The organism is Klebsiella sp. HMSC09D12 (assembly GCF_001808475.1).
Lineage (GTDB): Bacteria > Pseudomonadota > Gammaproteobacteria > Enterobacterales > Enterobacteriaceae > Klebsiella > Klebsiella oxytoca.
Genome location: NZ_KV793489.1, coordinates 1 through 4192, shown reverse-complemented (window position 1 = coordinate 4192; position 4192 = coordinate 1). Strand labels below are relative to the sequence as shown.

General features: G+C 49.1%; 4 protein-coding genes and 4 tRNA genes. 7 read left to right on the top strand and 1 reads right to left on the bottom strand.

Features of this window, described 5'->3' with window-relative positions; translation table 11 throughout:
* Positions 1–153 precede the first annotated feature (153 nt).
* On the top strand, positions 154–1182 hold the full coding sequence (murB, locus tag HMPREF3178_RS17685; RefSeq protein WP_029496757.1) for a UDP-N-acetylmuramate dehydrogenase: 1029 nt from the start codon (positions 154–156) through the stop codon (positions 1180–1182).
* Positions 1179–2141 carry a bifunctional biotin--[acetyl-CoA-carboxylase] ligase/biotin operon repressor BirA gene (gene birA / locus HMPREF3178_RS17680; protein ID WP_004109737.1) on the top strand — a complete coding sequence of 321 codons (963 nt, stop codon included), beginning with the start codon at positions 1179–1181 and terminating at the stop codon, positions 2139–2141. Before murB ends, birA begins: the two co-directional genes overlap by 4 nt.
* 26 nt (positions 2142–2167) lie before the next feature.
* Here birA and coaA read toward each other — a convergent pair whose 3' ends face one another.
* Complete coding sequence (gene coaA, locus HMPREF3178_RS17675) at positions 2168–3118, bottom strand: type I pantothenate kinase (RefSeq protein ID WP_004109734.1); 951 nt, start codon at positions 3116–3118, stop codon at positions 2168–2170.
* 439 nt (positions 3119–3557) lie between these two features.
* On the opposite strand from coaA, the gene HMPREF3178_RS17670 reads away from it, so the two are divergent.
* The 5 genes from HMPREF3178_RS17670 to HMPREF3178_RS31805 form a co-directional block, all read left to right on the top strand.
* A tRNA-Thr gene (locus HMPREF3178_RS17670) sits at positions 3558–3633 on the top strand.
* Positions 3634–3643: 10 nt separating this feature from the next.
* Positions 3644–3728: transfer RNA gene (locus HMPREF3178_RS17665), tRNA-Tyr, on the top strand.
* 119 nt (positions 3729–3847) lie between these two features.
* Positions 3848–3922: transfer RNA gene (locus HMPREF3178_RS17660), tRNA-Gly, on the top strand.
* Between the two features lie 5 nt (positions 3923–3927).
* Positions 3928–4003: transfer RNA gene (locus HMPREF3178_RS17655), tRNA-Thr, on the top strand.
* 116 nt (positions 4004–4119) lie between these two features.
* On the top strand, positions 4120–4192 hold a 73-nt coding region (locus HMPREF3178_RS31805; protein WP_001560014.1), incomplete at its 3' end, for a hypothetical protein.

Here is a 4192-nt window from a genome sequence, read left to right as displayed (position 1 = left end):
AGAGCCCATCCTGACGGATGGGCTTTTTGCGTTTCCGGGGTTTAACAATTCCTCCTGATAACGCCATGGTCTCTCGTCAACCCACGACGATCGGGCAAGCCTTCCCTCGCTATATACGGTAAACTAATGCAGATTTTGCATCTGGAAGCCACTATGAGCCACTCACTTAAGCCCTGGAATACCTTCGGTCTTGACCGTTCCGCCAGCGCGATTGTACGCGCCGAAACTGAAAAACAGCTACTGGATGTCTGGCAGAATGCCGTTGCAAAGCGCCAGCCAGCTCTGATCCTTGGTGAGGGAAGTAACGTCCTGTTTCTGAAAGATTATTCCGGCACGGTGATTATCAACCGTATTATGGGGATAGACGTGAGTGAAACACCTGACGCCTGGCATTTGCACGTGGGCGCGGGAGAAAACTGGCATCAGCTGGTACAGTTTGCGCTAAATAATGGAATGCCTGGTCTGGAAAATCTGGCCTTAATTCCTGGCTGCGCCGGCTCCTCGCCGATTCAAAATATTGGAGCTTATGGCCTTGAGTTAAAAAAGGTTTGCCAGTACGTCGATTGTATTGAGCTGGCGACCGGGCAGAAGCAACGACTCACCGCTGCTGAGTGTCGCTTTGGCTATCGGGATAGCATTTTTAAGCATGAGTATCAGGACCGCTATGCCATCGTAGCCGTTGGTTTGATCTTACCAAAGGCATGGCAGCCCGTTTTGACCTATGGCGATTTAACCCGGCTGGATCCGCAAACCGTCACTCCGCAACAGGTATTTGATGCCGTATGCCATATGCGCATGACCAAACTTCCCGATCCAAAAGTGAATGGAAATGCGGGAAGCTTCTTTAAGAACCCGGTTGTTAGCACGGAGAAGGCTAATGCGCTACTGACCGCCTATCCAAACATCCCTCACTATCCACAGCCCGATGGCAGCATGAAGCTTGCCGCCGGCTGGCTTATCGATCAATGCCAGCTTAAAGGAAAAGTGATTGGCGGTGCAGCGGTACACAGCCAGCAGGCACTGGTATTAATCAATGATAATCAAGCAACCAGTGAGGATGTGGTTAAGCTGGCACACTATGTACGTCAGCAGGTTGGTGAAAAGTTTGATATCTGGCTGCAACCAGAAGTGCGCTTTATTGGCGAAACGGGCGAAGTGAATGCCGAGGAGACTATCGCATGAAAGACTATACCGTCCCTCTGACGCTGATATCCATATTAGCTGACGCTGAATTCCATTCAGGTGAACAACTTGGTGAGCGTTTAGGGATGAGCCGCGCCGCAATCAACAAACACATTCAAACGTTACGCGACTGGGGAATTGACGTCTTCACCGTTCCGGGTAAAGGCTACAGTTTACCTGAGCCCATTCAGCTTCTGGATGAAGAGCAGATCGCCAGGCAGATTGAACACGGGCGGGTCACCGTGCTACCGGTTATTGATTCCACCAACCAGTATCTTATGGACCGACTCGGTGAGCTGCAATCCGGTGATGCCTGCGTGGCTGAATATCAGCAGGCCGGTCGCGGCCGCCGCGGGCGTAAGTGGTTCTCTCCGTTTGGATCTAATCTTTATCTATCAATGTACTGGCGACTGGAGCAGGGCCCTGCCGCCGCTATTGGTTTAAGCCTGGTCATCGGGATCGTGATTGCCGAAGTGCTGCAAAGCCTGGGGGCGGATAAAGTACGGGTAAAATGGCCGAACGACCTCTATTTGCAGGACCGGAAACTCTCCGGGATCCTGGTCGAGCTGACGGGGAAGACCGGCGACGCAGCGCATATCGTTAGCGGCGCAGGGATTAATTTAATGATGCGCCGCGTTGAGTCTGACGTTGTCAATCAGGGCTGGATCAGCCTGCAGGAAGCGGGGATGACTATCGATCGTAATACGTTAGCAGCTTGTCTAATTAAAGAGCTGCGGGCGGGGTTTAAACTTTTTGAGAACGAAGGCTTAGCACCCTATCTGACCCGCTGGGAAAAGCTGGATAACTTTATTAATCGCCCGGTTAAACTTATTATTGGCGATAAAGAAGTCGTGGGTATCTCTCGAGGCATTGATGCTCAAGGAGCATTATTACTGGAGCAAGATGGGGTAATAAAACCCTGGATTGGCGGTGAGATATCATTGCGAAGCGCGGAATAAAAAAAGGGGAGCTGACGCTCCCTTCTTTATTTCCTTAAACGCACCTGATTAACTGAGTGGTTTGCGCTTTTGGTCATTATAAGGCTTGCTCGCTCGCGTGTCGGTAGGATGTTTTCTTTTAAATTCAGAAGATTAATCTCATTCCAGAGCGATGTGGCAACATTAATTGCTTCATCTTTAGACAGCTGAGCATAGCTATGAAAATAGGAGTCCGGGTCGGTAAATGCGCCTTCGCGAAATTTCAAAAAACGGTTGATATACCAGGTCTTAAGCAGTTCTTCTGGCGCGTCGACATAAATTGAAAAATCCACAAAGTCCGAAACAAATACATGGTGCGGATCGTGAGGATAATCCATCCCGCTCTGCAGAACATTTAATCCTTCAAGAATTAATATATCAGGCTGAGTAACGGTTTTATCCCCATCAGGAATGACGTCATAAATCAGATGAGAATAGACCGGCGCGGTGGCGTCAGGAACCCCGGATTTCAGGTCGGAGACGAATTTTACCAGGCGGTGCATATCATAAGACTGCGGGAAGCCTTTTTTCTTCATCAGGCCGCGCTCTTTCAGTACGGCGTTAGGATGCAGAAAACCATCCGTAGTAATCAATTCTACGTGACGATGTTCAGGCCAGCGGCTAAGTAAAGCCTGGAGTACGCGCGCGGTGGTGCTTTTCCCGACGGCCACGCTACCCGCAATGCTAATGATGTAAGGAATGCGTTGCCCGTTGGTGCCCAGGAATTGTTCCAGTACAGCCTGTCGGCGCAAATTGGAGCTGATATAGAAATTGAGTAAACGCGACAGCGGCAAATAAATTTCCGCTACTTCTTCCAGGGAAAGATCTTCGTTGATGCCTTTTAACCGCGTGATTTCTTCTTCTGTTAGCGTCATCGGAACGGAATCACGAAGTGCAGCCCATTGGTCGCGGTTAAATTGTAGATACGGTGTCATTAACGTTTGCTCTTTTAGGCTCATAAGCATGCTCTTGCAACCGCCGAATGACATGAAGGCGGAGTGCTTCACACTAGTTAATCAGGACAATGGGCAGGAGGGTAACACCAGATTGCGAGGAATAATAAGAAAAAAACTCATTGAATGATGCTTTCTAAAGGTAGCATCACAGAGATGAATGGTTTAGCAAGGGCATATAAAGTTCTCAGTAGAAGCATCCGGCTCATTCAGTGAATATTGTGACCGGGTTGCGATGTATCGATGCCGCTTTAGCGGTTTGGAAGAGGATTTTGCTCTCTTCGACGATCGTTTCTATGGAGAAGGTTGGCGTATTTTTGTGCTGCTCTGTTTGAAATTACACCATTTTTTCTCGTCAGAGCACAAAATGTGAGCAATAGAACATTTTCTGCAATTTTTTAGTTGCATGAACTCGCAGGTCTCCCTAGAATGCGCGCTACTTGATGCCGACTTAGCTCAGTAGGTAGAGCAACTGACTTGTAATCAGTAGGTCACCAGTTCGATTCCGGTAGTCGGCACCATCAAGTGCCTGGTGGGGTTCCCGAGCGGCCAAAGGGAGCAGACTGTAAATCTGCCGTCATCGACTTCGAAGGTTCGAATCCTTCCCCCACCACCATCTTTCGGCAACGCTTTGCGGAGCCAGAGTTGATTGGTTAAACTGGTCAGCTCAAACAGAAAAAGAGACGCTTCTCTTTTTTTTGTTATAGAAAGAACTGGGTAGCCGAGTTTCAGGATGCGGGCATCGTATAATGGCTATTACCTCAGCCTTCCAAGCTGATGATGCGGGTTCGATTCCCGCTGCCCGCTCCAAACGTGCTGATATGGCTCAGTTGGTAGAGCGCACCCTTGGTAAGGGTGAGGTCCCCAGTTCGACTCTGGGTATCAGCACCACTTCTTTATCTCTCCTCCCCTGTTTCTCTCTAGTTTATTGCATTCAACAAGTCGGGCATGTTGCCCGGTTGATGTGGTGATATCACCGATTTATCCGTGTCTTAGAGGGACAATCGATGTCTAAAGAAAAGTTTGAACGTACAAAACCGCACGTTAACGTCGGTACTATCGGCCACGTTGACCATGGTA